The sequence below is a fragment of the Streptomyces griseus subsp. griseus genome, from assembly GCF_000720255.1.
Lineage (GTDB): Bacteria > Actinomycetota > Actinomycetes > Streptomycetales > Streptomycetaceae > Streptomyces > Streptomyces griseus_I.
This window is the reverse complement of sequence record NZ_JOJE01000063.1, coordinates 1-24262: the sequence shown is the minus strand read 5'-3', so window position 1 is coordinate 24262 and position 24262 is coordinate 1. Positions and strand designations below refer to the sequence as shown.

The window sequence follows — 24262 nt, the reverse complement described above, 5'->3', positions numbered from 1 at the left end:
CACCGACGCCGGCCTGCACATCCACGCCACCACCGCCTACGGCGACATCACCGCCCACAGCCTGTGACCGAACCCCGCCACCGAAGGAGACCCCGCATGACCGCCCTGGCCATCACCGCGAACGGGCTGCGCAAGTCCTACGGCGACAAGACCGTCCTCGACGGCGTCGACCTGGCCGTCCCGGAGGGAACGATCTTCTCCCTGCTCGGCCCGAACGGCGCCGGCAAGACCACCGCCGTGAAGATCCTCTCCACCCTGATCTCCGCCGACGGCGGGCAGGCGAGGGTCGCGGGACACGACCTGACCGCCGATGCCCAGTGCGTACGGGCCGCGATCGGTGTCACCGGCCAGTTCTCCGCCGTGGACGGCCTGATCACCGGTGAGGAGAACATGCTCCTGATGGCGGACCTGCACCACCTCGCCAAGCGGGAGGGGAGGCAGGTCGCCGCCGAGCTGCTGGAGCGCTTCGACCTCACCGAGGCCGCGAAGAAGCCCGCCTCCACCTACTCCGGCGGCATGAAGCGCCGCCTCGACATCGCCATGACCCTGGTCGGCGATCCGCGGATCATCTTCCTCGACGAGCCGACCACCGGTCTCGACCCCCGCTCCCGGCACAACATGTGGCAGATCATCCGCGAGCTGGTCTCCGACGGCGTCACCGTCTTCCTCACCACCCAGTACCTGGAGGAGGCCGATCAGCTCGCCGACCGCATCGCCGTGCTCAACGACGGCAGAATCGCCGCCGAGGGCACCGCCGAGGAGCTGAAGCGGCTCATCCCCGGCGGACACGTGCGACTCCGCTTCACCGACCCGGCCGCGTACCGGAGCGCCGCCTCCGCACTGGGTGAGGCGTCCCGGGACGACGAAGCCCTCGCGCTGCGGATCCCGAGCGACGGCAGCCAGCGCGAGCTGCGCGCCCTCCTCGACCGGCTGGACACGGCCGGCGTCGAGGCCGACGAGCTGACCGTGCACACCCCCGACCTCGACGACGTCTTCTTCGCCCTGACCGGCGACGCCGGCACCCCCGACCAGCCGAAGGAGGCTGTCCGATGACCACCCCCGTTGCTCCCGCCCGCCCGACCCGGTTCTCCCTCGCCCTACGGGACTCCTCCACCATGCTGCGCCGCAACCTCCTGCACGCCCGGCGCTACCCGTCCCTCACCCTGAACCTGCTGCTCACGCCGATCATGCTGCTGCTGCTCTTCGTCTACATCTTCGGCGACACCATGAGTGCGGGCATCAGCGGCAGCGGCGGTCCGGACCGCTCCGCGTACATCGCGTACATCGTCCCGGGTCTCCTGCTGATGACGATCGGCAGCACCACGATCGGCACCGCGGTCTCCGTCTCCAACGACATGACCGAGGGCATCATCGCCCGCTTCCGCACGATGGCGATCCACCGCCCGTCGGTACTCGTGGGCCACGTCATCGGCAGTGTGCTGCAGTGCGTGATGAGCGTGGTCCTGGTCGGCGCCGTGGGCGTGGCCATCGGCTTCCGCTCCACCGACGCCACCGTCCTGGAGTGGCTGGCGGCGTTCGGGCTGCTCGTGCTCTTCGCGACGGCGCTCACCTGGATCGCGGTCGGCATGGGCCTGGTCAGCCCGAACGCCGAGGCCGCCGGCAACAACGCGATGCCCCTGATCCTACTGCCGCTCCTCTCCAGCGCCTTCGTGCCCCTGGACTCGATGCCGGGCTGGTTCCAGCCGATCGCCGAGTACCAGCCGTTCACCCCCGCCATCGAGACCCTGCGCGGCCTGCTGCTCGGCACCGAGATCGGCCACAACGGATGGGTCGCCGTCGCCTGGTGCCTGGGCCTCACCGTTCTCGGCTACTTCTGGTCGACCTCGAAGTTCGACCGCGACCCGAGGTAACCAGGCCCCGTCAGAGCGTCCGGCCCAGCGGCCGTGACCTCCCCGAGCGGAGATCACGAGTCAGGCGTAAAATCCCCATAAGAGGACAAAGTGGACCAGGGGGGCACCCGCACTACGGCGCGATCTACGGCGCAATCAGACGAGAGTCTGGGAGGACCCATGGCTGTAGAAATCCCGCCCCTCATCAGACCCTCTCGGCTAAGGCGCCGAGGAGGCCTGTGGGGCGAATGCCTGGCAGAGTTTCTTGGAACTTTCGTTCTCATCTCCTTCGGTTGTGGTGTCGTCGCCATGGCGGTCGCGGCACTGCCGGGGTCCGGTCGCGCACAGGGACCAACCACGATCTTCCTGGCAGCCGGGGACTGGCTGCTGATCACCTGGGGCTGGGGCCTGGCCGTCGTCATGGGCGTGTACGTGGCCGGAGGCGTCAGCGGAGCTCACCTCAACCCAGCGGTGACCCTGGCGTTCGCGGTACGCCGCAAGTTCGCCTGGGCCAAGGTCCTCCCGTTCTGGCTGTCGCAGTTGGCCGGTGCGTTCGCCGGCGCCGCGCTGGTCTACTGGGTCTACCACGACGCGATCAACGCCTTCGACGACGCCTCGAAGGGGCCGAAGACCAACGGTCACACCCTCGCGACGTTCTCCATCTTCGCGACCTTCCCCGCTCCGTACTTCCACGGCGGCATCTGGGGACCGCTGATCGACCAGATCGTCGGCACCATGTTCTTGGTGCTGCTGATCGTCGCCATCGTCGACTTGCGCAACACCGCAGTGAAAGCGAACCTCGGCCCACTGATCGTCGGATTCGCCGTCGCCGCGATCGGCATGTCGTACGGAGCGAACGCCGGCTACGCCATCAACCCGGCCCGTGACTTCGGCCCACGCCTGTTCACCTGGGCAGCCGGCTGGCAGGATCTCTCGATGCCAGGGACTTTGGCAGGGGCATTCAGAGATTACTGGTGGATCCCCATCGTCGGCCCGCTGATCGGCGGAGTGATCGGTGTGCTGGTCTACGACCTGCTCATCGGCGACATCCTGCACATCCGAGCCCAGCAGGGCATCCCGGAGGAGGTCGGCCGCACGAAGCCCGAGAAGGGCACGGACGAGGAATAGGACTGGGCATCCCGAGAAAGCCGCCCGCCGCGCCAGGACCTTACGGTTCTGACGCGGCGGCGTCACGGGATCAGAGCGTCACGGGACCAGGACAGCCGCCCGGCCTCGTGAAGCGCGCCGAAGACCATCCGTCGAAAGTGCCGAAGTGCCCGGAGCCGTCATGGACGTTCCCCGAACCGACCGCACGGTGGCCCGCGGCTTCGACAAGGACGGCAACCCGCTGGTCATCGAGGGAACGGGGTACTTCGCCCGTTGCCTGCAGCACGAGACCGACCACCTCTTGGGACGGGTCTATCTTGACCGGCTGTCCCAACGGGACCGCAAGGATGCCCCGCGGCAGATGAATGACCGGCAGGACCGTGTGTTCGCCCAGCGGGCTGCCAGGGCAGCAAGGCTGCACCGTCAGGTCTCCGGGGGCCCTCCGCGCAGGAGTCGGTCAGTGGCACGCAAAGGGGGCGGCCCGCCCGAACACGACGGGCAGGGCCCGCCGGCGCTCGTCTTGACCGCCGGGCAGGCCGCGGACAGTCCCGAGTTCGTCCCCGTACTCGGCGGGGTGCGGGTCCGCCTGCCCGTCGGCCGTCCCCGCCCCCGCCCCCGGCCGGACGCGAAAATCTTGCTCCAGCAAGATTGTCAGTGCACTTCTGGAGCCTGTCGGCCTGCGGGTCAGTCCCTGACCTGCGTGTCGATGAACCTCGCGCTGGTCCGCTGGGGCGCGCCGCACTCGGCCACGGACTTCTGGTACCACTGCTTCCACGGGCCGTAGACGATGTACGTGTCGCCGTTGATGCCGTCCGTGCAGCGGATCTTGGCCCGCTGCTCTCCCGGGCCGTAGTGGCAGGTCGAACTGATCGAGTAGGTGTTGATCTGGTGGAACCCGCAGCCGTGCGGCGCGGCGCTGGCCGGGGTGGCCAAGGCGACGGGCGCGGCCATGGCGATGCCGCCGAGCAGCAGCGGTGTGGAGAGGAGCGAGGTGAGCTTCCTCTTGCCGAGCGTCTTCTTGCTGAGCACAAGATCCCCCTCTGTCTGGCCGGCTGGTCAGGCCGGCCGCGCGCCGTCGGTTGTGGATGACCGACAGGCTGGTCGGGAAGCAGGATACTGATCCGTCGCCGATCATGTCCATGCCTTAATACCTCGCTGAACGAGGACCACTGGAAGCCCGCTGTGGCGTCCGTGGGCGCTTTCCCGAGGGCCAAGAGCCGGGGTCACCCGGCCGCGCGGGAGCACGGCATGCACGCTCTCAGGCACTTCTACGCACCCGTGCCGTTGGACGCGGGCGAGAGCATCAAGGCCGTCAGCGAGTACCTCGGCACTCCGACCCGGGACTCACGCTCAAGGTGTACGCGCACCTCATGCCGAGCAGCCGCGACCGGGCCCGGAAGGCACTCGGCCAAGCGCTCCGGCCGCCGCAGGACGCACCACGCTGAGGTCCCACAGAGGGCCCAGGCCGTGAAAATGCCCCCGCCCCACGCCATATGCGCGGGTGGGGGCATGATCGCAAACTACTTCTTCTTGCCCTGGGTCTTGTCGGGGATCTTGGTGAGCGGGGTTTTTGCTGGCCAGGGGCGGTGGGCTCGTCCGCCTGGTGGTCGTCGTTGGTCGTCATTGGCCACTGTCGAGCGGCCTCGGACGGCCCAGAGACGGCCCAGTGCGGACACGAAAGCCAGCTCCGCTGGCCTGGCCGCGCTCACCCGGAGGCGGCCCCGTGTGGGCCGTCGCTAGCGTCCTGCCCACCGTCGCAGCTCCCTGATGGCACGGGCCTTGTGGAGGCGAGTTGTCGAGAGTTCGCTCGGGTTCGTCATGAACGCCGTGATGGGGGTCCATCGCTTGCCCCCCTTGCGAGCCGTCCATCTGACAGCGGGGAAGTCCGTGATCTCTGTGATGCATTCTCGCGCAATCACGCGTGTGCGCAGGTAGCCGCGGATCGAGAGTCTCCCGCGCTCACACGTCACGCCGAGCCGGTATCCCCTCACGGAGAGGATCGCGAGCCCCATCACAGCGATGGCTCTGTTCACGAAGTTCGGCAGCATCAGTTCAGCAGTTTGGGAGGCACCCGAACCGCGCTGTGTTCGATGTTCACGAGATGTGACAGCGCCCGTTCCTCGTCGGCGCGGCCGCCATTAGCGTGCCCTGCCGACCATTCGATGGCATGCACCGGCAGCGTCCGCTTGCCGGGGTGGCCGGGCATCGGTCAGGCGGACAGGCGGTCAAGCGGTCAGGCGGTCAGGCGGTTAGGCGGTTAGGCGGAGCGTGGTCAGACGGTCGGGATCGGTGAGGATGTCGAGTCCGGTGATGCGGCCGTCGCGGATGGTGAACGACATGACGGACAGCGGTCGGCCCTCGGCGAATGAGACAACGCCGGGTGTGCCGTTGACCAGGACGAGGCGTGCGTCCGCCGCGAAGCGGGCGAAGGTGATCGCCTGGGATGCCACGTCGGACGCGCCGCGTCGCAGGATGCTCGGAACGAGCGTGCCGCCGTCGGAGCGCGCGACCACATCGGGGTCGAGGACGGCCAGGAGCGCTTCGAAGTCGCCCCCGCGGGAGGCGGTGAGGAAGGCGTCCACGACATCGCGCTTCCGGGCGAGGTCCGTGTCGGCCGCCGGGGCGGCACCCTGAACCCGGCGGCGGGCGCGGCTGGCGAGCTGCCGGGTGGAGACCGTCGTCCGGCCGAGGATGGGGGCGATGTCGTCGAAGGGCACGTCGAACATGTCGTGCAGGACGAAGGCGAGTCGCTCGGCCGGGGAGAGGGTCTGTAGCACGATCATGAGTGCGATACCCACCGAATCCGCGATCAGGATCTCCTGCTCGGGGTCGACGCGGGACAGCGCGGTGACCACCGGGTCCGGCAGCCGGATTGACCCGTCCTGCTCGGGCAGCGGATCCTCGCGTCGCGAGGTACGCGAGCGCAGCATGTCCAGGCATATCCGGCCCACGACAGTGGTGAGCCAGGCCCCCAGGTTCTTCACGTCGCTCACATCGGTGCGGCTGAGCTTGAACCACGCCTCCTGGACGGCGTCCTCCGCCTCGGCGAGCGACCCCAGCATCCGGTAGGCCACCGCCCGCAGCGCGGGCCGCTCCGCCTCGAAACGGTCGGCCAGAAAAAAGTTCTCGCTCACCTGTCACACCCCCGTGTCCGGATCCGTCGGTCCAGTGACAGACGCTAACGGATCACCAGGAGAGCATCAGATGAACGCCGCGATCACCACCACTGCCCGGATGAAGAACCCCGCCCTGGTCCTGCCGGACGCCATGAAGGGCATCCAGAACATCTACAAGGCCATGTACCAGGGCGGCGTCTCCCCGCAAATCCTGGAGCTGGTCCACCTGCGGGCCAGCCAGATCAACGGCTGCAGCGCCTGCGTGTTCGCCGGCGTGGCGGGCGCGAAGAAGCACGGCGAGAGCGACGAACGCCTGCACGCCGTGGCCGCCTGGCGCGAGGCGCCGTTCTTCACCGACGAGGAGCGCGCGGCCCTGGCCCTGACCGAGGTCGCCACCCGGATTGCCGACCGCTCCGGCAAGGCCGTCCCAGACGAGGTGTGGAACGAGGCCGCAGACCACTTCAACGAGGAGCAGCTCTCCGCGATCATCCTGATGATCAGCCTCACCAACTTCTTCAACCGCATCAACACCACCATCGAGGAGCCCGCCGGCACTACCTGGTAACCGGCGCTGCTGACCTGTCGTCAGGGCTCGAGGTGCATGCCGTCCCCAGCGACGGTGCTGGTGGTCGCGGAGCTCCGCCACCAGCACTGGCTCGGGCCCCCAAGCGAAGTCACACGCGGGACCAGCGCTGCCCAAACTCGTGAACAGTTCGACTCCTGCCCTTGGCTCCGTCCGCCTCTCAACCGATGAATAACTGCTGTCCGATCTCGTGCACAGAGCCACAGCGAAACAGGCCGTGACCCGCGAGAAGCCCGAGCTGGCTTGCGCTGCGTAGGCAACAGCAGCGGCCGCCGGCACAGCTCCGAGACTGCTGTTCGCAAGACGGTTCAACATCGATGGCGCTAGCTCCACGACGCTCCTCGTCTGTGCTGGTGCCTGCCGATGGCAACGTACTGGGACCTCAGCTTGGGAAGCTGCGATCATCGGGGCCCGTTGTAGGCGCTGACCTGCTCGAACGGCCTGTTCGCGGCCTCTGAGGGCTCGGCTGTTTCACCGTGATTCCCCGCTGTTCCCCGCTCGGTCTAGTGCGCTTGCGGTGCAGTCCGGTGCGTCTGCAAGAGCCTCAGAGGTGTTCCTTGGCTACTCGGACCAGTCGGCTGATGTCGTCACGGGTCCGCACCCTGGCATCGTCAAGTTCGGTTCTGTTGTCTGTCTTGGGCAACGCCGTAACGTCTGCCAACACGTCCTCCGCGGCCCGGCTCAGCGTCTCGTCGCCGGTGAGCATCTGTACCCGGAACAGTGCCTCTTGGGCACTGGAGCGTAGGTCATAGGCGCGGATCCGCACCGTGTCAGGGTCCTCCGGTGGCGGCTGTTCGTGCTCGCAGAACCAGAGGTGAACCAGGCAGCGGCGGTAGTTGACCAACGCGCCGGCGTAGGCGGAGTAAGCGTCGAGGCGTTCCTGCCGAAGCTTCTCGCGGCGGGTGAACTGGTGGCTTCTGTCGGTGGTGCGCTGCTGGAACGCCAGAGTGATCCCCGAACCAAGCAGCGTCCCGAGGACGGCTATGCCGCTGGCGATGATGGTCTCCACATCCCAAGCTGATCACGCCTCGCCGTCCTCCGCGGTGAACGGCCGTGAACGGGGCTGAATGAGACGGAAACTGAGATGGATGGGCACCCCCAGGGCTGAGGCACCCGACCTACCGATTCGCTGGTCTGACAGCTTCGTCCATACGAGGATGCTGCCATGCGCCGCGCAGACGAAGAGGAAGAGGAAGAGCCGCTCAAGTTGATCCGCCGGTACGTCACACCCGACCGGCGGTACCTCAAACTTGGCGGCAACCTTCTCGGGATGAGCGGACGCGACCGAACCAAGTTCCTCCGGAAGCTGGGGCAGGCTGCCGGTCAGATCAGTCCTCGAGAACTGGACACGCTGCTTGACCGAGGGTGGCGCGAGCGGAAGACGGCAGCCTGGCTCGTCGCCGTGGCCGGCAGACCCGAGTTCCGGGATCGTCTCGGCGAACTCCTGCTCGCCAGTGAAGGGCCCTACGCGGGGATGGCGTACTGCGTCGCTCTGGCCACCTTCGGCACCCGAGCTGACGCTGACCTCCTGGTCGCTTACCTCGACCGCTACCTGCGGCGCCCCGACCTCTATTACGACCAGGAAGCCGCCCTCGGTGCGCTCCTGTTGCTCGACGCCAAGCTCGGTGCTGACTACGCGGCCCGGTTCCTCGCGCCTGACGGACTCTGGCAGCAGTGGATCGACGGGCCGCCCAGCAAGGACCACGAGGTACCCGACAGTTACCGAGAATTCATCGGCAAACTCTGCGCTTTCGCTGATGAGGCGGCCAAGCACGGCCCCAACAGGCTGACGTGAGTCCCTCGTGTCCTCTTGGCCTCTACTCCCATACTCTGTGGCTCACGGCACTCTGCCGTCATGGCTGGGGGAGCATGATGGAGCAGCTTCGGAAACTCGTTGTCCGCTACGGCGATTGCGAACAGAAGCCCGTTCGCTTTCGTCCAGAAACGTGGCGCTCGCGGTTGGAGTCGCACGGAGCGGCGCATGTACTCGATGTCGGCGTTGGATGTGCGAGCGGGTCGAGCGGTGACCGTCTCATCAGTCGGGGCGACCTGGCCCATCTCCGTGACCGCGTTGGTGACGGTGATCCCGACGGTCTGCGTGACCTGTTCGTGGCCGTCATGATCTGGGGCTCGGGCACCACGAACGGACGTGGGCCGCGGTACACGGAAGCGGCTCTGTCCGACGCGCGCATGCCCACTGTCCTCCGGACCACGCGCGAAGCGGTCCGAGACGGCGACATGAGCGAGGCCTACCGGCAATTCGCCCTCAACGGGGTGGGGCGGTCCTTCTTTACCAAGTGGTTCGCGGCCGTTGACAACCGCGACGCCCCACGCGACCGGGCCTTGATCCTCGACGACCGGGTCTTTCGTTCTCTCAATGCCCTCGGGTGGACCAGTTGGAAGGCGGCCGGCACACGCCACTGGCCCACCCGATACGCCGCCTACGTCAGCTCCATGCACGGCTGGGCCTCGCCTCTGGGAGTCACGGCGGACTGGCTTGAGTGGCTTCTCTTCCATCTGAACGGTCGCGTAGACGAGCTCTGAGTTTGGGAAGCTGAGGTGATCTGGGGCCTAATCCGCGGCTGACCTGCTGCTGAGCGGAATCGGTGTCTGGAGCGAGGCTGGCTGGTTCCCTGGTGTCCCCCGTGGTTCCCCGCACGATCTGGCACGTGTCTGGCACGACCTCTTCGTCCCGAACTCTCGGCTGGGAGGTCGTTGAGACGCTGATGGGCTGGTCAGTCGGCCATCGAGGGGTGTTGGCGGTCAGCTGCGGTCCCGGTGGTTGCTGTACTCCGCTGCTGTTCAGCGGTCACGGGATCAGGAAAGCCGCGCGGCCTCGTGCAGTGCGTCGAAGACCATCGCGTCGACGGCCGAGACCCGGTCCCGATCGGCGTAGCGGAACCACGCCTTCTCGGCGATCTCCCTCGACGGGGTCAGCTCACCGCGGTGATCGGCGATATAACAGATCATCCTGAAGGGGCCGTGATCCGGATGGCCCTCGCCGATCTCGAAAGTGCCGAAGTGCACCATGGAACCGGGGTCGATCGTCGCCTGCAGTTCTTCGTCGATCTCCCGCACCAGGGTCTCTGCGTCGGACTCGCCCAGCTCACGATGACCGCCCGGGAAGTAGAAGCGATCTCTGCCGTGACTACGCGTCACCAATACCCGGTCGTTCCGAACCAGGACCCACGGCACCTTCTCCGGCACACCGTTGCCATTCACCATGGCTCGGACCGTATCGGAGGGCATCGTCTGCGTCAGCACCGTCCAGCATCAGCCTCGCTGCTGGCAATTCCACATGAGGGAGCTGGGCCGGCGGGAGCGTAACGCCGAGTTTTGGAGGACGACCGCTTCGTCCCGAAGCAACTTGGGCGGGCACTCGACCTTGGGTCGCAGCGCCTCTCACCTGCGGCGGTGATCCGCTGGCGTTCGCGGCCGTCCGCTGTTGTTCGCTGGCGTTGTCACGCAGTTAGACACTCACCCAGGGCGGCTCCCCGTGCGAGGGATAAGCGCACGTCAGCTCAGTTCTCCGGGCTTGAGCATGGCGCTACCAGCGTCGCAGATCCAACCTGCCTCCCGCGGTCCCCGGCGAGAGTTGGCCTCGGGGCACGCCCCCTGTTCAGTCGTCACGGAGGCGCTGTCGACGTCCAGGCCCGCGTCAAACCGCGGTGGGGGCAGTCAGCGTCGGGTCCTGGCCGGAGTGGCGCAGCGCCTTGGCGACGAATCCGGACATCACCAGCTCGGTCACGAGTTCACTGAGGAACTGCGTGGTCTTCGGACGCCGCTCCTTCGTGGTACCCATGGCCTGCCGAATCGTCATGAACGCGGGCTCTAGCAGGCGCAGTTCGGCGTGCTGGGAAACGTGCGTGGTCAGCGGTTGGCGGATGCCAGCCGCCACGTCCAGGCTCTCGGCGTGGAAGACGTCGACCCCCTCGTCGCCGCGCACCACGGTGGCGTGACGCAGGGTGCGGCTCAGGTAGAGGTCGTACGCGGACCCCTTCTTGACGCCAATGCGCACCCCGTCCCGGTCCACGTCGTCGGCAGAGACGAACGCCGAGTTCACTGGTGCCGCGTACACCCCCTCGATGTGCACGTACGGCGTGCTGAATGCGACTTCCTTCTCGCGTTCCGGATCCACGGCCAGGAAACACAGGTCGGCGTGGCCCTCGGCCATCGCGGCGTACGACTTGCGGGCCGCATCGAAGCAGATGAACTGCACCGGCAGAGCCAGACGTGCGGCAACCTCGCGGGCAAGCTCGACAGTGACCCCGGACGGCTCGTCGGGGGTGCCCTGAGCAAGGACTGGGTTGCCGAGGTTGATGGAGGCGCGCAGCACTCCGGTGGGTGCCAGGTCGTGCGCAAGCTCTGCGTCCATAGGCGTCATGGCCCCAGCCTAGGCGGCTGTTGCTCAATCGTTCGTGGTCGAGGGTTCAGGGGCAGGTGAGTGAGATCGCGTCTGCACGCGGCATGAGCACACCGTGTTGATGCTCCATGAGAACCTGGCCCAGCCCACTACTTGGGATGGGAGCGCTCCGCGCACCCAGCGGCTGGCTGATCAGTGGCTCGCCCACACCGAGGCGGACATGGCACGCGGGCAGTACATCGACCCGCGTGCCGCTCGGGTCACCTTTCAGTGGTACGCCGAGACCTGGGTATCCACCCAGGGGGCCGACCCGAACACCCAGGCTTCGATGGAGTCGTAGCTTCGGCTGCACGCCTTCCCATACTTGGGAACGCGCCCGCTCGGCTCCTTCCAGCCTGCGCACATCCGTGACTGGGTGCGGCAGCTCCAGGAGAACGGGGTCCGGGGCTCGTACGCTCCGGAATGGAAGGGGCGGGGAGAACAATGGCGGACGAGTACTTCTTGCTGGTTTGCGACGACGTGCCTCATGACGTGGTGCTCACTGACCCCGGTGTCCGCGTGATGGACGTCGTCCAGGTCGTGCGTCGGCTGACGGGACTGAGACGCAGCAAGGTTCTGGCGGCTCGGGTTCCCGCCGTCATTCTCGTCGGCGTGCCCGAGGAAGATGCGGCTGCAGCCGTGTCGGCCCTCCGCGATGCGGGAGCCCAGGCAGAGACGAGAGAACAGCCGGAGCCGGATCTCCTGATGCACTGAGCACGGCCCGATCAACCGGCTGACGGCCCAGAGACGGCCCAGGCCCACCAAAAAGCCCCCGACCCGCGAGAAACTCGCAGGTCGGGGGCTTATCGACACGGCGTTACTTCTTCTTGCCCTGGTTCTTGACCGCCTCGATCGCGGCCGCCGCCGCTTCCGGGTCGAGGTACTTGCCGCCGGGGGTGAGCGGCTTGAAGTCGGCGTCGAGGTCGTAGGCGAGGGGGATGCCCGTGGGGATGTTCAGGCCCGCGATGTCGGCGTCGGAGATGCCGTCGAGGTGCTTGACCAGGGCGCGGAGGCTGTTGCCATGGGCGGCGACGAGGACCGTGCGGCCGGCCAGGAGGTCGGGGACGATGCCGTCGTACCAGTACGGGAGCATGCGGATGACGACGTCCTTGAGGCACTCCGTACGGGGGCGCAGCTCCGGGGGGATCGTCGCGTAGCGGGGGTCGTCCGACTGGGAGAACTCCGTGCCGTCCTCGAGCGGCGGGGGCGGGGTGTCGTAGGACCGGCGCCACAGCATGAACTGTTCCTCGCCGAACTCCGCGAGCGTCTGCGCCTTGTCCTTGCCCTGGAGGGCGCCGTAGTGGCGCTCGTTCAGGCGCCAGCTGCGGTGGACCGGGATCCAGTGGCGGTCCGCGGACTCCAGCGCGAGCTGTGCGGTGCGGATCGCGCGCTTCTGGAGGGACGTGTGGACAACGTCGGGGAGGAGATCGGCGTCCTTCAGGAGCTCGCCACCGCGGACTGCCTCCTTCTCGCCCTTCTCGTTGAGGTTGACGTCCACCCAGCCGGTGAACAGGTTCTTCGCGTTCCACTCGCTCTCGCCGTGGCGGAGGAGGATCAGCTTGTACGGTGCGTCGGCCATGCGTATGAGCGTAATGGAAGGCTTTCGGCCCGGGCGCGGCCGCCCGAAGGGCGGACAAAGGCCACACGCCTCCTGTCGGTTGACGGGATCTGTTAATTGAGTGGCCTCCGACAACGGCCCCCTCGTAAGTTGTGATCACCGCCTGAGCTGCTTACACCGTGGGGGATCCGCCATGTCCGTCGCCGCCCTGAGACGTGCCGCCCGCGAGACCGTCTCGGGACTCCCCCGTGAGTTCTGGTGGCTGTGGACCAGCACCCTCGTCAATCGGCTCGGCGCGTTCGTGGCCACCTTCATGGCCCTCTACCTCACCCTCGACCGCGGGTACTCCGCCTCCTACGCCGGCCTGGTCGCCGCCCTGTACGGGCTCGGCGGGGTCGTCTCCTCGGTGGCGGCGGGGGTGATGGCCGACCGGCTCGGGCGGCGGCCGACGCTGCTCGTCGCGCAGACCGGCACCGCGTTCTCCGTCGCGTTGCTCGGGTTCGTGCACGACCCGGTCGCCATCGCCGCCACGGCCTTCCTCGTCGGCATGGCCTCCAACGCCTCCCGGCCCGCCGTGCAGGCGATGATGGCCGACATCGTGCGGCCCGAGGACCGGGTAAGGGCCTTCTCGCTCAACTACTGGGCCATCAACCTCGGCTTCGCCGTATCCTCCATGGCCGCCGGCTTCATCGCCGAGGTCAGCTACCTCGCCGGTTTCCTGGTCGAGGCCGGAATGACGGCGGTGTGCGCGGTCGTCGTCTTCCTCAAGCTGCCCGAGTCCCGGCCCGCCCAGCGCCGCGCGGCGGACAAGGCCGACGACGTCAGCCTCGGCACCGTCCTGCGCGACGGTCGCTTCATGGGCGTCGTCGGCCTGTCCTTCCTCATCGCGCTGATCTTCCAGCAGGGGGCGATCGGCCTGCCCCTGGCCATGGGCGAAGCCGGACTCACGGCCGCCGACTACGGCATGGCCATCGCCGTCAACGGTGTACTGATCGTCGCGCTGCAGATCCCGGTGACCCGCTTCATCGAGCGCCGGGACCCCAAGCTGCTGCTCGTCGTCTCCTCCCTGCTCGCCGGGTACGGCTTCGGGCTCACCGCCTTCGCCGGGTCGGTCGGCGTCTTCGCGCTCACCGTGTGCGTGTGGACCCTGGCCGAGATCGTCAACGCGCCGACGCAGACCGGGCTCGTCGTCCGGCTGTCCCCGGTGCACGGGCGTGGGCGGTACCAGGGCATGTACTCCCTGTCGTGGGCCGTGGCCTCTCTGATCGCCCCTCTGATGTCCGGCGTCGTCATCGACCGGTTCGGGGCGGAGTGGCTGTGGGGGTTGTGCGCGGTCGTCGGCACGGTGGCCGCGATCGGGTACGCGACGCTGATGCGGCGCCTGCCCGCCGAGGAGCACAGCGGCGCCTCCCGGACACCGGAATCGTCCACCGAGCCCGAGGTCAGCCCGGCCTGACCTGGCTCATGCCTACGGATGCATCCGTGCCCCCTTCAGCACCTTGTCCACCGCGTTGCGCGGCCCGTACAGCGAGATGCCCACCAGGTCCAGCTCGCCGGTCGGCACCGCCCGTACCGCCGCCCGGTTGTCGCGGTCGTTGCCCGTGGTGAACAGGTCGCTCGTGAAGACCGCGCGCGGCAGCGCACGCGACAGCACGCGCGCGTGGGCCGCCGTCAGCGTCTCCTTCGTGCCTTCGAAGACCAGCACCGGCTGGCGGAACATCGGCAGGTAGGCGACGCCGTCGGCGTCCTCGTACGGCTCGCCGATCACCTCGGGGACGGTCGTACCGAGGCCGCTGACGAGGAACGCCGTGACGTTCAGGCGCTGCCAGGGCTCCAGGTCCTCCCGCAGCAGGACGGCGATCTTGGTGTCGAAGCGCATCGGTTCAGTGCTCATGCTGGTGCTGGTGCTGGTGCTGGTGGTCATGCAAAGAGACTGCCGACCGTCGTTCGACACCGTCTTGTACGTTCTTTGCATGGCGCCCAAACCATCGGCTCACCAGGAAGTCTCCGCCTGGCGTCCGCGCGTCCCGGGTGTCGTGGAGGTCTTCCACGCCCACTTCACCGAGCACGCCTACCCGATGCACGTGCACGAGGCGTGGACACTGCTGATCGTGGACGACGGCGCCGTACGGTACGACCTCGACCGGCACGAGCACGGCACTCCGCGCGACACGGTGTCCCTGCTGCCGCCGCACGTCCCGCACAACGGCTCGCCCGCCACCCCGAACGGCTTCCGCAAGCGGGTCCTCTACCTCGACGCCACCCACCTCGCCGACGACCTCATCGGGCCCGCCGTCGACACGCCCGACCTGCGGGATCCCGTACTCCGGATGCGCGTTGGGCAGTTGCACGCGGCGCTGGCCCGGCCCGGTGACGAACTGGAGGCGGACAGCCGGCTGAGGCTGATCGGGGAGCGGCTGCGGGACCACTTCCGGCCCACGGTACGGCCCGATCGCCCCGACCCCGCCCTCGCGCGCCGGCTGCGGGAACTCCTCGACGCGTACGTCGTCCGGGGCATCTCCCTGGAGCGGGCCGCCGGTGTCGTCCAGGCTCATCCCGCCCATCTCGTACGGGCGTTCAGCGGCGCGTACGGCATCGCCCCGCACCAGTACCTCACCGCTCGCCGCGTCGACCTGGCCCGTCGGCTCCTCCTCGACGGGCGGTCCCCGGCGGACGTCGCCGCGGCGGCCGGCTTCTACGACCAGGCTCATCTCACGCGCCACTTCAGGAAGTTGGTGGGGGTGACGCCGGGACGGTACGCGGATCGGCGGAAGCCTCACGTCCGGTGAGTACCGCCGGATAGCGTCGAATCCATGGATGAGACACAGAACTCACAAGGCTTACATAATCCACAGGAGTCCCCCACCTCGTCCGCTCGGCGCACCGTGCGGTTCGGACGCCTCTCGACCGCCGTCGCGGGGGCGGCGGCCCTGGTGGCGCTGAGTGTCGGCGCGGCCCTCGCGGCCACCTCGGACGATCCCCCGACGCCCGAGCCGAGCCCGTCGTACAGCGAACCGCAGGGCGACCCGCCCGACGGCGGCAGCGCCGGAAGCGGTGGCGGCGAGCCGACCCAGAACCCCAGCCCGCCCTGGCCGAGCCCGACCCCGTCCTCGGTGACCGAACCACCCGGGCCGTCCGGCGATCCCGACTCGCCGACCGACCTCGAAGAGCTCAACCGCCGCATCACCGAACTCGACCGGAAGGTCGACCAGCTGCCCACGAAGAAGGAACTGGCCGACGCGCTGCGCGCCTTCGCCGACAAGCTCGACAAGCCCAGCCGTCCCGAGCCCCAGCCGTCCGACCCCGAGTAACCCGACGGACCCGCAGGGGTCTACGGCAGGGCAGGCCCCGCCGGGCCGCTACTCCCCCGGCCGCCGCGTCAGATGCGCGAACGCGTCCAGGTTGCGGGTCGACTCGCCCCGGGACACCCGCCACTCGTACTCCTTGCGGATGGCGGTGGCGAAGCCGAGTTCCAGGAGGGTGTTGAAGGCGCCGTCGGCGGCCTCCAGGACCTGGCCGAGGAGGCGGTCGATCTCGTCGGTGGTCACGGCGGAGAGGGGGAGCTTGGCGGTGACGTAGACGTCGCCGAGGGGGTCGACGGCGTAACTCACTCCGTAGAGCTTGAGGTTGCGCTCCAGGAGCCAGCGGTGGACGCCCGCCTCGTTCTCGTCGGGGTGGCGGATGACGAAGGCGTTCAGGGAGAGGGAGTGGCGGCCCACGATGAGGGACAGCGTCGTCTTCAGCTTGCGGGTGCCGGGGAGTTGTACGACGTAGTTGCCGGGCTCGGGGCTCTCCCACTCGAGTTCGGCGTCCTTCAGGAACCCCTCGATGAGCTGTGCGGTCTTCTCGACATCACCCATGGTGGGAGCGTACGCGACGGCGGTGGGCCTGCATCGCGGCCGTGTAGACGTCGGCGGTGGCGGCGGCCGAGGTGTCCCAGCCGAAGGACTGGGCGTGCCGGGCGGCGGCCGTGCCCATGGCGGAGAGCAGTTTCGGGCGGTCGGCGAGATCGGCCAGCACGCGCGCGTACGCGGCCGGATCGTGCCCCTGGACGAGGAAGCCGGTCTCGCCGTCGCGCACCGCGACCGGCAGACCGCCGACCGAGGCGGCGAGGACCGGCGTGCCGGCCGCCTGTGCCTCTATGGCGACCAGACCGAACGACTCGCTGTAGGAGGGGACGACCAGGAGGGAGGCGGCGCGGAACCAGTCCGCGAGCTGCTCCTGCCCGACGGGCGGACGGAACCGTACGACGTCCGCGATGCCCAGCCTCGCGGCGAGCTTCTGCAGGCCCTCCGGCTTGGCGAGGCCGCTGCCGCTGGGGCCGCCGACCACGGGGACGACGATGCGGGAGCGCAGCTCGGGGCGCTCGTCCAGCAGCACCGCCACCGCGCGCAGGAGTATGTCGGGGGCCTTGAGCGGTTGGATGCGGCCCGCGAAGAGCGGGATCAGGGCGTCCTGCGGGAGGTCCAGGCGGGCGCGGGCGGCGGCGCGGCCGTCGGCGGGGCTGAAGCGTTCGAGGTTGACGCCGGGGTGGACCACGGCGACCTTGTCGGGGTCCGCGTGGTAGTGCCGTACGAGTTCGTCGGCCTCTTCCGCGGTGTTGGCGATGAGGCGGTCGGCGGCGTCGACGATCTGGGTCTCGCCGATGACGCGGGCGGGCGGCTCGGGCGTGTCGCCGTCGGCCAGGTTGGCGTTCTTGACCTTGGCCATGGTGTGCATGGCGTGCACCAGGGGGGCGCCCCAGCGCTGGGCGGCGAGCCAGCCGACGTGGCCGGAGAGCCAGTAGTGGGAGTGGACGAGGTCGTAGTAGCCGGGGCGGTGGCCGGCCCACGCCTGCATCACGCCGTGGGTGAAGGCGCACAGCTGGGCGGGGAGCTCCTCCTTGGCGAGGCCCTCGTAGGGGCCCGCGTCCACGTGCCGGACGAGGACGCCGGGGGCCATCTGCACGGTCGGCGGGAGGGCGGCCGTGGTGGACCTGGTGAAGATCTCGACCTCGATGCCCAGCGCGGCGAGGCGCTGGGCGAGCTCGACGATGTAGACGTTCATGCCGCCGGCGTCGCCGGTGCCGGGCTGGTGCAGTGGGGAGGTGTGCACGGAGAGCATCGCGACGCGGCGGGGGCGGCGGTGCAGACGCAGCCGCGAGGACGCCGCCGGGGAGCGACGCCCGAGCCTGCTGACGTAGTGGCTCACGTCGCGTTCCTCCTTGCTGCGGGCGGGAGGCGGGAAGCTACCTCCAACGGGCTGCAACAGCGGATGAACCGCTTCCCATTCCGGCCCGCGGACTTTTTGCCGAGGTATTACCGAGCATCGCTCAACCGTTCGAGTGCCGGATGCGTCTCCCACTCGGCGTCCCGCCCGCCGGGCACCCCGTCGCCTTCCCCCGGGTACCCCGCCGGAGCCGCTTACCCTCATACGTATGCCATCCCGCGCGACCACCCGCCCCGTGGGCACGATCACGCGCGGGACCACCAATCCGAACCGGTTGCGCCGCATGGACCGCTGGATCGCGGCCACGCACGCCCCCGAGCTGCGGAGGGCCGGCGCCCCCGTCGCGGTCGACCTCGGCTACGGGGCGGCCCCCTGGACCGCCGTCGAGCTCCTCACCCGCCTCCGCTCGGTCGTGCCGCACGCGCGCGTGGTGGGCGTCGAGATCGAACCGGCCCGGGTCGCGGCCGCGCGGCCGTACGCGCGCGAGGGGCTGGTCTTCCGGCACGGCGGCTTCGAGATCCCGATCCCCGAGCGACCTCACCTGGTGCGGGCCGCCAATGTGCTGCGGCAGTACGACGAGGACCAGGTCGCCGCGGTGTGGGAGCGGCTGTGCGCGCGGCTGGCGCCGGCCGACCCGGCGCGCGGGTCGCGGGGCGGGCTGCTCGTGGAGGGGACGTGCGACGAGATCGGGCGGCGGCACGTGTGGGTCGCGCTCGGCCCCGAGGGCCCGCGCACGGTGACCTTCGCGACCCGGCTGGGCTCCCTGGAGCGCCCCTCGGACCTGGCGGAGCGCCTGCCGAAGGCGCTGATCCACCGCAACGTCCCGGGCGAACCCGTGCACGCCTTCCTGCGCGACTTCGACCGCGCCTGGTCGGCCGCCGCGCCCTACGCCTCGTACGGCGCCCGCCAGCGCTGGATGCGGGCGGTACGGGGCCTCAGGGCCGACTGGCCGGTGACGGACGGACCGGTGCGATGGCGGCAGGGGGAAGTGACGGTGCGGTGGGAGGCCTTGGCGCCCCGCGTGTGACGACTCCGCGATCTCTCGGCGTTACGGGAACGATCTCCGTGAGTCGTTCGTCACACAGGCGGGGAGATCGTCTTGCCGGGGAGGCGAAGGGGGGAGAGAGCGGGAGGGGGCTCGGAGCGGGAGAAGGAAAGAGGAAGCCTCCCCTCTGTCGTTTTGCACCGCACCGTGGCACGATCCCTCAGGCGTCCGCATGTTACTGACGGTTAATCAGTTTGGGGGAATGGGGCATGAGAGCGGGCAAGCGCGGCCTGTTCGCGGTGGCGGTGACCGTCGTCTGCGCGGTGACCGTACTGGGAGCACCCGGCACGGCGTTCGCAAGCCCATCCCCCACTCCGTCGCCGTCCGTCACGACACCACCCCCGGCCCCCGAGCCCAACAAGGACCTCGAAGCCGTCCGCGAGAAGCTGGACGCGCTGTATCACGACGCGGCCGTGGCCACCGACGCCTACAACGGCGCCGAGGAGAAGGCGGAGAAGCAGTCCGCCGAGATCGTCGAGCTGGCCAAGAAGATCGTCGAGGGCCGGGAGCGACTGGACGAGCTGAAGGACCGCGCGGGCGCCGCGGCCCGCTCCCAGTACCGCACGGGCGGACTCCCCGACGAGGCGCAGCTGATGCTGAGTGACGACCCGCAGGGGTTCCTCGACGGCGCGGGCCGCGTGCGGCAGGGGCAGCGCGCCACCAAGGGACTCCTCGGTGAACTGACCCGCACCCAGCAGGACTTGGAGCAGTACTCCAAGGACGCCTCCGCCCAGTGGCAGAAGCTGGAGTCCAACCGCAAGGACAAGGCCGAGGCCCAGAAGAAGATCGAGAAGCAGATCGCGGAGGCCAAGAAGGTCGAGTCCCAGCTGGCGAAGAAGGAGAAGGAGCGCCTGGCCGAGCTGGAGCAGGAGGCCGCGCACAAGGCGCAGACCGCCTGGCTGGACTCCGGCGCCCTGGAGGAGGTCGACGGCAAGGCGACCGAGCAGGGCAAGAAGGCCGTGAAGTACGCGACGGAACAGATCGGAAAGCCGTACGAGTGGGGCGCCGAGGGGCCCGTCTCGTACGACTGCTCCGGGCTGACCTCACAGGCGTGGGCCACCGCCGGCCACGGCATCCCGCGCACCTCTCAGGAGCAGTGGCGGCAGTTGCGGCACATCGACACGAAGGACATGCGCCCCGGCGATCTGATCATCTACTTCGCCGACGCCAGTCATGTCGCCCTGTACATCGGCGACGGCGCCATGATCCACGCCCCTCGGCCAGGACGGAACGTGACGATCGCGGGGGCGGGCTCGATGCCGATCCTGGGTGTGGTCCGGCCGGGCGCGTGAGCCGAGCGGGCCCGCGCATTACAGTCAAACTTCCCACCAGGCGCCATATAGCACCGACATGAGACACCGACCACGTGACCCGGCACACCCCTCTCTCGGACCAAACCCCGGGCGGACGTGACCTTCGTCATCCCCACTTCACCGCCCTCATGTCCAACTGCGTTACGGTAAGCGGCATATGACAGAGGTCTGACGCCAAGACGCGTGTCTCACGCCATTCCGCTGCGGCACCCTCTACCGCTATGGTCCCCGTCGGTGGGTCGAGGTCCCTCGCCCCCGCCGTGCCCTCGGGGGGAGGGAAGGAACTCAGGCAATGCCCGTACCAATACCGCGGCAGAGAGCGATCCCGGCCGTGGAGTGTGGTCAGGCGCAGGCCGCGCCCGTAGTCGGCGGCCCCTCCAAGGAAGACGCCACGAGCAAGGACGACGTGGCCGACAGCGCCACCCAGACGAACCTGACACTGCTGCTGATCGAGGACGATCCCGGCGGCTCGCCGATCGTGCCCGATCTGCTGGACTCGTCGGGCAAGCCGATCCGCGTGCGCACCGCCCGCAACCTCACCGAGGCCGGGAGGCTGCTCACCGACGACGTCCATTGCATCCTGCTCGACCTCGCGCTGCCCGCGCCCGGTCGCGCCGAGGGTGACGACGAGCTCGCCGTGCTCCGGCACGTACTCGAGCTGGCGCCCCGGCATGCCGTGCTGGCCCTCACCGCGTCCGGCGACGCCGAGCGCGGCGCCGAGGCGGTGCGCGTCGGCGCCCAGGACTACCTCTTCCGGGACGAACTGGACGGGCGGCTGCTGAGCCGGGCCATCCGGTACGCGGTGGAGCGCAAACGGTCCGACTCCGCGGAGCGGCGGCTCGCCGAGGGCCGGGTGCGCGCCCAGGAGAACCGTCGCCTGGAGCGGGGCCTGCTGCCCACTCCCCTGCTGGAGGGCTCCTCGCTGCGCTTCGCCGCCCGCTACCGCCCCGGCCGCTCGCGCGCGCTGCTCGGCGGCGACTTCTACGACACCGTGCGCACGCCCGACGGCACCGTGCACGCCATGATCGGTGACGTCTGCGGGCACGGGCCGGACGAGGCGGCGCTGGGCGTGGAGCTGCGGATCGCGTGGCGCGCGCTGACGCTCGCGGGGCTGTGCGGAGACGAACTGCTGGGGACGCTTCAGCAGGTCCTGGAGCACGAGCGCTCCGACGACGAGATCTTCGCGACGCTGTGCACGGTGGACATCGCCCCGGACGGCCGCCGTGCGGGCCTGTGCCTGGCCGGCCATCCGGCGCCGCTGATCGCCCGGCCCGGGCGGCCGGCCCAGCTGTTGCCCTACGACAACAACGGGCCCGCGCTCGGGCTGCTGCCGGGTGCGCGCTGGCCGCGTATGCAGGTGGAGCTGGGCTCGGAGTGGAGCCTGATGCTCTACACCGACGGGCTGATCGAGGGCCGTATCGGGGCGGGGCGGGAACGGCTCGGGCAGGACGGCATGGTGGAGATGGTGCGCCGGCAACTCGCCGAGGGACTGCGGGGGGAGGAGTTGCTGCGGGCCGCGGTGAATGAGGTGCGGCAGCTCAATGGGGGCGAGCTCACGGATGATGTGGCTGTGCTGATGCTGGATCGGACCGACTGAGCGGGGCCTCGCCGTCGCGGGTTCCCGCGTCCCTGCCAGGGGCGCGCCTCAGCGGCCGCCGTTGTACGGGCCGTACGGGCCGTCGCTGCTGGAGCCCCTGCGGCTGCGGCCGCCGCCGGGGAGGGTGCGGAGGGCCGGGCGGACGTCGACCATGTACACGATCGTCGCGATCAGGCCGATGATGGGCAGGAACGACAGGATGTTGAAGATCAGGTTCACCACGAAGGCAAGCCCGAGGATGATCAGCCAGAACGGCTTGGTCTTCTTGTCGGCCGCCCGATAGGCGTCCTCACGGCGCGTGGCGGCGTCGATCAACGCGAAGCCGCTGAAGAGGATCAGGGCCACACTCAGCAGCCACATGAACCCTGCGAACCCCTGCATCAGCACAACGTCCACCACCTGTATCGGCTCGTCACTACGCGGTCACCGTACCCCCGACCGCAACCCCTCTACCCGGAACAACGGGCCGTGCACCTGGTAAGTGCCCGGCCCGTCACTCGTGGGTCGAAGTCCGTCGGTGTCACTTGGCCGGCGGAGTCGTCTTCTTCGCGGTGGTCTTGCGGGCGGCCGGGGCCTTCTTCGCGACGGGCTTCGGCGCCGGGGTGGGCACGGCCTTGGCCTCGGCGGGCTTCGGCTCCTGCTTGACCGCGACCGGAGCGGGCGTCGCCGCAGGCTTCGGCTCGCTCTTCGCTTCGGGCTTCGCTTCGGGCTTCGCCTCGGGCTTCGGCGCGGGCTCCGGCTCGACCGCGATGGCCAGCTCCTCGATCTCCTCGGCGGCCTCGCCGCGCCAGGTCCGCACGGCCTGCTCGCCGTGCTCGGCGACCTTCTCGTAGGTCTCGCGGGCCTTGACCGCGTACTCGGCGGCGACGCCGACGCCACGCAGGGCGAGGTCCTGGGCGGTCTCGCCGATCTTCTTGAGGTCGGCGTCGAGGTTGCTGCCGAGCTTCTTCAGGTCGACGTCGATGGTGCCGATGAACTCGCCGACCTTGGACTGGATCGTCTCCTGCGCCTCCTTGGCGCGGGCGGCGGCCTTCTCCTGCACGGCCTTCGGGTCGGTGCCGCGGACGGCCTCGAACCGGGCCGGCGCCTCGGTGCGCAGCTGCTCGACCAGACCGGGCACCTTCTTCGCCTGCTGGAGGGCCAGGTCGGCGGTGCCGGCGGCGAAGTAGAGGGGGGTCGGGTCGCTGAGGGTCTTGCGCAGGTCGTCGGTGATGGCCATGGTGATGGTCCTCCCGGATTCGCGTTCGGCTGAGGGTTTTGGTGGTCCGCAGTCAGGCGGCCGGTCCCCTGGTCCGGTCAACTGGCCGTCTGCTGCGGATCGGCGTCGCTGCCGTCGGTCGTGCGGGTGTCACGTATCACGGCGTCGCTGTCCCGGGCGTCCGACGCGCCGTCGCTCTCCGCGGGGCGGACGGCGACGACCTCGAATCCGTTCTCCTTGCGGAACGACTCGTAGATCTGGAGCAGCGCCTGCTTCTGCTGCTCGGTCAGCGTGGGGTCGGCGAGGATGACGGCGCGCGTCTCCACCTCGTCGCGGTCGCGCTCGGCGTCGAGGATGCCGGCGCGTACGTACAGCGTCTCGGCGGAGATCCGCAGGGCCTTGGCGACCTGCTGCAGCACCTCCGCGCTCGGCTTGCGCAGCCCGCGCTCGATCTGGCTCAGATACGGATTGGACACCCCGGCGGCGTCGGCGAGCTGCCGCAGCGACAGCTGCGCGGTGCGCCGCTGTTCGCGCAGGTACTCACCGAGATTGCCGACGTTGAGCGATGCCATGCCTCCACCTTGCACCACCGACGCTAACTATTGCAAGCACCTGCTAGCAATAGTGCGCCACGCCACTGCCCGCCGACCTTGAGGCTGAGCACGATAGGTATCGCTTCTGCACGACAACTGTCGCCATCGCGCATGACGAGGCCACGGCCCGGCGAGCTCTCGACGTCATCGACCAGTTGCTGGCCGCCCGCGACAGGATGGCCTCCGGAGTGGGCGGCATCGGCTTCCTCCGCGGCCGCAGCAGCCGCATCGCGTCCGGAGTGGCGGAGTTTGCGGCAGGCCAGTTCGACGAACCAGCGCTCGACGAGGTTGAGCCACCCTCCAGCCGATTCGCCAAGAATCAGGTCCGCCACTTGCGCACCGTCTCCCGCGAGACACCCAGATCGAGCGCCGTGCGGTCCTCCCGCCCGGCGCGGGCGCGACCTGCGCGTTCGCCCGACCCTCCGCACACGCCATCACGATCCTCGACCGCAACACCAACGCCTGAGACGCCGTCCGCTTACGCAACCAGCCACGCAGCACCTGGCCTTCGTGATCGGACAACTCCAGCGACAACGGGTTCGGACCAGGCACCACCCCACCCTATGACCGCCCTTGAACTTTGGACTCAGGACACTAGTAGGGCTTGGTCAGGTTCGTATGGGGGTGGGTATGTCGCGGTGGCAGGTGGGGCAGGCACCGGTCCAGAGGGCGAGGAGTGTCTGTAGCTCGCG

General features: G+C 69.1%; 27 protein-coding genes and 4 pseudogenes. 17 read left to right on the top strand and 14 right to left on the bottom strand.

The genetic code is table 11. From position 1 onward, the window contains the following. The first annotated feature begins 96 nt into the window (after positions 1-96). The 5 genes and pseudogenes from IG99_RS41050 to IG99_RS48345 form a co-directional block, all read left to right on the top strand. Positions 97-1053 (top strand): daunorubicin resistance protein DrrA family ABC transporter ATP-binding protein, encoded by a 957-nt coding sequence (locus IG99_RS41050; RefSeq protein WP_037683684.1) that lies wholly within the window; start codon positions 97-99, stop codon positions 1051-1053. Continuing rightward, a complete protein-coding gene (locus IG99_RS41045; protein WP_037683682.1) occupies positions 1050-1871 on the top strand; it encodes an ABC transporter permease in 822 nt (273 codons plus the stop codon). Before IG99_RS41050 ends, IG99_RS41045 begins: the two co-directional genes overlap by 4 nt. 159 nt (positions 1872-2030) lie before the next feature. Continuing rightward, the gene (locus IG99_RS41040) at positions 2031-2978 is read left to right on the top strand and encodes an MIP/aquaporin family protein (protein WP_037683680.1); all 948 of its coding nucleotides are present in this window, start codon (positions 2031-2033) and stop codon (positions 2976-2978) included. 145 nt (positions 2979-3123) lie between these two features. Continuing rightward, positions 3124-3375: pseudogene (locus tag IG99_RS48350) on the top strand (peptide deformylase); the annotation flags it as partial. A gap of 87 nt (positions 3376-3462) precedes the next feature. Further along, positions 3463-3573: pseudogene (locus IG99_RS48345) on the top strand (IS5/IS1182 family transposase); the annotation flags it as partial. 68 nt (positions 3574-3641) lie between these two features. On the opposite strand, the gene IG99_RS41030 reads toward IG99_RS48345, so the two are convergent. Then, on the bottom strand, positions 3642-3986 hold the full coding sequence (locus IG99_RS41030; protein WP_037683675.1) for a hypothetical protein: 345 nt from the start codon (positions 3984-3986) through the stop codon (positions 3642-3644). Between the two features lie 120 nt (positions 3987-4106). Between IG99_RS41030 and IG99_RS51050 the strand changes: the two are divergent. After that, positions 4107-4402: pseudogene (locus IG99_RS51050) on the top strand (site-specific integrase); the annotation flags it as partial. Positions 4403-5004: 602 nt separating this feature from the next. On the opposite strand, the gene IG99_RS49300 reads toward IG99_RS51050, so the two are convergent. Next, positions 5005-5163, bottom strand: coding sequence for a hypothetical protein (locus tag IG99_RS49300; RefSeq protein ID WP_158973353.1), 159 nt, complete (start codon positions 5161-5163; stop codon positions 5005-5007). Positions 5164-5206: 43 nt separating this feature from the next. Next, positions 5207-6091: a sigma-70 family RNA polymerase sigma factor gene (locus IG99_RS41015; protein WP_037683671.1), complete on the bottom strand. Its 885-nt coding sequence runs from the start codon at positions 6089-6091 to the stop codon at positions 5207-5209. A 70-nt stretch (positions 6092-6161) separates the two neighbouring features. Between IG99_RS41015 and IG99_RS41010 the strand changes: the two genes are divergently transcribed. Beyond that, a complete protein-coding gene (locus IG99_RS41010) occupies positions 6162-6638 on the top strand; it encodes a carboxymuconolactone decarboxylase family protein (protein WP_037683666.1) in 477 nt (158 codons plus the stop codon). A gap of 562 nt (positions 6639-7200) precedes the next feature. On the opposite strand, the gene IG99_RS41005 is transcribed toward IG99_RS41010, so the two are convergent. Then, positions 7201-7665 carry a hypothetical protein gene (locus IG99_RS41005; RefSeq protein WP_037683664.1) on the bottom strand — a complete coding sequence of 155 codons (465 nt, stop codon included), beginning with the start codon at positions 7663-7665 and terminating at the stop codon, positions 7201-7203. A 156-nt stretch (positions 7666-7821) separates the two neighbouring features. Between IG99_RS41005 and IG99_RS41000 the strand changes: the two genes are divergently transcribed. Continuing rightward, complete coding sequence (locus tag IG99_RS41000; RefSeq protein WP_037683662.1) at positions 7822-8451, top strand: DUF6000 family protein; 630 nt, start codon at positions 7822-7824, stop codon at positions 8449-8451. Positions 8452-8525: 74 nt separating this feature from the next. Further along, positions 8526-9200 carry an 8-oxoguanine DNA glycosylase OGG fold protein gene (locus tag IG99_RS51850; RefSeq protein WP_324606171.1) on the top strand — a complete coding sequence of 225 codons (675 nt, stop codon included), beginning with the start codon at positions 8526-8528 and terminating at the stop codon, positions 9198-9200. Positions 9201-9473: 273 nt separating this feature from the next. On the opposite strand, the gene IG99_RS40990 is transcribed toward IG99_RS51850, so the two are convergent. Together IG99_RS40990 and IG99_RS40985 are read right to left on the bottom strand one after the other, a co-directional pair. Then, positions 9474-9881 (bottom strand): NUDIX hydrolase, encoded by a 408-nt coding sequence (locus tag IG99_RS40990; protein ID WP_037683660.1) that lies wholly within the window; start codon positions 9879-9881, stop codon positions 9474-9476. Positions 9882-10314: 433 nt separating this feature from the next. Then, the gene (locus IG99_RS40985) at positions 10315-10992 is read right to left on the bottom strand and encodes a transporter substrate-binding domain-containing protein (RefSeq protein WP_234312131.1); all 678 of its coding nucleotides are present in this window, start codon (positions 10990-10992) and stop codon (positions 10315-10317) included. A 199-nt stretch (positions 10993-11191) separates the two neighbouring features. Here IG99_RS40985 and IG99_RS48340 point away from each other — a divergent pair. Next, a pseudogene (locus tag IG99_RS48340) lies at positions 11192-11476 on the top strand (tyrosine-type recombinase/integrase); the annotation flags it as partial. 26 nt (positions 11477-11502) lie between these two features. Beyond that, a complete protein-coding gene (locus tag IG99_RS40975; RefSeq protein WP_037683654.1) occupies positions 11503-11772 on the top strand; it encodes a ribosomal protein L7/L12 in 270 nt (89 codons plus the stop codon). A 103-nt stretch (positions 11773-11875) separates the two neighbouring features. Here the strand turns inward: IG99_RS40975 and IG99_RS40970 are convergent, their stop codons facing one another. Further along, positions 11876-12637, bottom strand: coding sequence for a phosphoglyceromutase (locus IG99_RS40970; RefSeq protein WP_037683652.1), 762 nt, complete (start codon positions 12635-12637; stop codon positions 11876-11878). 172 nt (positions 12638-12809) lie between these two features. On the opposite strand from IG99_RS40970, the gene IG99_RS40965 reads away from it, so the two are divergent. Beyond that, positions 12810-14072, top strand: coding sequence for an MDR family MFS transporter (locus tag IG99_RS40965; protein WP_037683651.1), 1263 nt, complete (start codon positions 12810-12812; stop codon positions 14070-14072). Positions 14073-14084: 12 nt separating this feature from the next. On the opposite strand, the gene IG99_RS40960 is transcribed toward IG99_RS40965, so the two are convergent. Further along, positions 14085-14540: a DUF2000 domain-containing protein gene (locus IG99_RS40960; RefSeq protein WP_199815722.1), complete on the bottom strand. Its 456-nt coding sequence runs from the start codon at positions 14538-14540 to the stop codon at positions 14085-14087. A 49-nt stretch (positions 14541-14589) separates the two neighbouring features. Here IG99_RS40960 and IG99_RS40955 point away from each other — a divergent pair, with 49 nt between their 5' ends. Further along, positions 14590-15405: a helix-turn-helix transcriptional regulator gene (locus tag IG99_RS40955; RefSeq protein WP_037683694.1), complete on the top strand. Its 816-nt coding sequence runs from the start codon at positions 14590-14592 to the stop codon at positions 15403-15405. A gap of 96 nt (positions 15406-15501) precedes the next feature. Next, positions 15502-15927: a hypothetical protein gene (locus IG99_RS40950; RefSeq protein WP_051866560.1), complete on the top strand. Its 426-nt coding sequence runs from the start codon at positions 15502-15504 to the stop codon at positions 15925-15927. A 48-nt stretch (positions 15928-15975) separates the two neighbouring features. On the opposite strand, the gene IG99_RS40945 is transcribed toward IG99_RS40950, so the two are convergent. Beyond that, complete coding sequence (locus tag IG99_RS40945; RefSeq protein WP_037683646.1) at positions 15976-16476, bottom strand: type III secretion system chaperone family protein; 501 nt, start codon at positions 16474-16476, stop codon at positions 15976-15978. Then, positions 16469-17806, bottom strand: a complete 1338-nt coding sequence (gene mshA / locus IG99_RS40940) for a D-inositol-3-phosphate glycosyltransferase (RefSeq protein ID WP_037683644.1) — start codon at positions 17804-17806, stop codon at positions 16469-16471. Before mshA ends, IG99_RS40945 begins: the two co-directional genes overlap by 8 nt. A gap of 226 nt (positions 17807-18032) precedes the next feature. Between mshA and IG99_RS40935 the strand changes: the two genes are divergently transcribed. The 3 genes from IG99_RS40935 to IG99_RS40925 all read left to right on the top strand — a co-directional run bounded on the left by IG99_RS40935 (position 18033) and on the right by IG99_RS40925 (position 21779). Further along, positions 18033-18851 (top strand): class I SAM-dependent methyltransferase, encoded by an 819-nt coding sequence (locus tag IG99_RS40935; protein WP_078948218.1) that lies wholly within the window; start codon positions 18033-18035, stop codon positions 18849-18851. 227 nt (positions 18852-19078) lie between these two features. Further along, complete coding sequence (locus IG99_RS40930; RefSeq protein WP_037683643.1) at positions 19079-20161, top strand: C40 family peptidase; 1083 nt, start codon at positions 19079-19081, stop codon at positions 20159-20161. 313 nt (positions 20162-20474) lie between these two features. Continuing rightward, positions 20475-21779 carry a PP2C family protein-serine/threonine phosphatase gene (locus IG99_RS40925; protein ID WP_037683642.1) on the top strand — a complete coding sequence of 435 codons (1305 nt, stop codon included), beginning with the start codon at positions 20475-20477 and terminating at the stop codon, positions 21777-21779. Between the two features lie 48 nt (positions 21780-21827). On the opposite strand, the gene IG99_RS40920 is transcribed toward IG99_RS40925, so the two are convergent. From IG99_RS40920 to IG99_RS49295, 4 genes are all read right to left on the bottom strand, one after another. Then, entirely contained in the window at positions 21828-22160 is a 333-nt protein-coding gene (locus tag IG99_RS40920; RefSeq protein WP_078948219.1) for a DUF2516 family protein, read from the bottom strand. A gap of 139 nt (positions 22161-22299) precedes the next feature. Further along, positions 22300-22998, bottom strand: a complete 699-nt coding sequence (locus IG99_RS40915) for a hypothetical protein (protein WP_037683640.1) — start codon at positions 22996-22998, stop codon at positions 22300-22302. Positions 22999-23075: 77 nt separating this feature from the next. Further along, complete coding sequence (locus tag IG99_RS40910; protein ID WP_037683638.1) at positions 23076-23549, bottom strand: helix-turn-helix domain-containing protein; 474 nt, start codon at positions 23547-23549, stop codon at positions 23076-23078. Positions 23550-23572: 23 nt separating this feature from the next. After that, positions 23573-23902, bottom strand: coding sequence for a hypothetical protein (locus IG99_RS49295; RefSeq protein WP_158973352.1), 330 nt, complete (start codon positions 23900-23902; stop codon positions 23573-23575). Positions 23903-24262: the final 360 nt, after the last annotated feature.

What these genes read in the sequence shown, in the direction of transcription:
- IG99_RS41050 (WP_037683684.1), top strand. Translation starts at nt 97, where the DNA reads ATGACCGCCCTGGCCATCACCGCGAACGGGCTGCGCAAGTCCTACGGC.
- IG99_RS41045 (WP_037683682.1), top strand. Translation starts at nt 1,050, where the DNA reads ATGACCACCCCCGTTGCTCCCGCCCGCCCGACCCGGTTCTCCCTCGCC.
- IG99_RS41040 (WP_037683680.1), top strand. Translation starts at nt 2,031, where the DNA reads ATGGCTGTAGAAATCCCGCCCCTCATCAGACCCTCTCGGCTAAGGCGC.
- IG99_RS49300 (WP_158973353.1), bottom strand. Translation starts at nt 5,163, where the DNA reads ATGCCCGGCCACCCCGGCAAGCGGACGCTGCCGGTGCATGCCATCGAA.
- IG99_RS41010 (WP_037683666.1), top strand. Translation starts at nt 6,162, where the DNA reads ATGAACGCCGCGATCACCACCACTGCCCGGATGAAGAACCCCGCCCTG.
- IG99_RS41000 (WP_037683662.1), top strand. Translation starts at nt 7,822, where the DNA reads ATGCGCCGCGCAGACGAAGAGGAAGAGGAAGAGCCGCTCAAGTTGATC.
- IG99_RS51850 (WP_324606171.1), top strand. Translation starts at nt 8,526, where the DNA reads ATGATGGAGCAGCTTCGGAAACTCGTTGTCCGCTACGGCGATTGCGAA.
- IG99_RS40990 (WP_037683660.1), bottom strand. Translation starts at nt 9,881, where the DNA reads ATGGTGAATGGCAACGGTGTGCCGGAGAAGGTGCCGTGGGTCCTGGTT.
- IG99_RS40975 (WP_037683654.1), top strand. Translation starts at nt 11,503, where the DNA reads ATGGCGGACGAGTACTTCTTGCTGGTTTGCGACGACGTGCCTCATGAC.
- IG99_RS40970 (WP_037683652.1), bottom strand. Translation starts at nt 12,637, where the DNA reads ATGGCCGACGCACCGTACAAGCTGATCCTCCTCCGCCACGGCGAGAGC.
- IG99_RS40965 (WP_037683651.1), top strand. Translation starts at nt 12,810, where the DNA reads ATGTCCGTCGCCGCCCTGAGACGTGCCGCCCGCGAGACCGTCTCGGGA.
- IG99_RS40960 (WP_199815722.1), bottom strand. Translation starts at nt 14,540, where the DNA reads ATGACCACCAGCACCAGCACCAGCACCAGCATGAGCACTGAACCGATG.
- IG99_RS40955 (WP_037683694.1), top strand. Translation starts at nt 14,590, where the DNA reads ATGGCGCCCAAACCATCGGCTCACCAGGAAGTCTCCGCCTGGCGTCCG.
- IG99_RS40945 (WP_037683646.1), bottom strand. Translation starts at nt 16,476, where the DNA reads ATGGGTGATGTCGAGAAGACCGCACAGCTCATCGAGGGGTTCCTGAAG.
- IG99_RS40935 (WP_078948218.1), top strand. Translation starts at nt 18,033, where the DNA reads ATGCCATCCCGCGCGACCACCCGCCCCGTGGGCACGATCACGCGCGGG.
- IG99_RS40930 (WP_037683643.1), top strand. Translation starts at nt 19,079, where the DNA reads ATGAGAGCGGGCAAGCGCGGCCTGTTCGCGGTGGCGGTGACCGTCGTC.
- IG99_RS40925 (WP_037683642.1), top strand. Translation starts at nt 20,475, where the DNA reads ATGCCCGTACCAATACCGCGGCAGAGAGCGATCCCGGCCGTGGAGTGT.
- IG99_RS40920 (WP_078948219.1), bottom strand. Translation starts at nt 22,160, where the DNA reads ATGCAGGGGTTCGCAGGGTTCATGTGGCTGCTGAGTGTGGCCCTGATC.
- IG99_RS40915 (WP_037683640.1), bottom strand. Translation starts at nt 22,998, where the DNA reads ATGGCCATCACCGACGACCTGCGCAAGACCCTCAGCGACCCGACCCCC.
- IG99_RS40910 (WP_037683638.1), bottom strand. Translation starts at nt 23,549, where the DNA reads ATGGCATCGCTCAACGTCGGCAATCTCGGTGAGTACCTGCGCGAACAG.